1 protein-coding gene is annotated in these 395 nt (G+C 62.0%); it reads left to right on the forward strand.

The genetic code is table 11. From position 1 onward, the window contains the following. Positions 1–372, forward strand: a 372-nt coding sequence (locus BK660_RS31650; RefSeq protein ID WP_473087037.1) for a glycosyltransferase family protein, incomplete at its 5' end; no start/stop codon positions are given. Between the last annotated feature and the right edge of the window lie 23 nt (positions 373–395).

Below are 395 nucleotides of genomic sequence, written 5' to 3' on the forward strand. Positions count from 1 at the left end.
GGCGAGGATGTGTTGCTGTTCAACGCTTTTGCGGTGATCACTCAAGCCGATTGGCTCGACGAATTGCTCAATCATGCGCAGCGCCCGGAAGTCGGAGTGGTCGGCGCCAAGTTGTTCGATCCGGACGGCGGGATCTTGCATGCCGGCCTGATTCTCGGTTTGCAGGGGCCGGCCGGGCTGCCGTTCCTGGGGCAACCGATGCAGTCGGAGGGCTATATGTTCCGACTGCAGGCGGTGCAGGATCTGAGCGCCGTCGGCGGTGACTGCCTGATGGTTCGCAAGTCGGTCTTCGAGGAGGTCGCGGGGCTCGACGAACAGGACTTGAAGATCGCGTACAACGCCGGGGATCTGTGCCTGCGTATCGGCCGCTAAGGTTACCTGGTGGTGTGGAATCC

Source organism: Pseudomonas brassicacearum, assembly GCF_003732265.1.
Lineage (GTDB): Bacteria > Pseudomonadota > Gammaproteobacteria > Pseudomonadales > Pseudomonadaceae > Aquipseudomonas > Aquipseudomonas brassicacearum_D.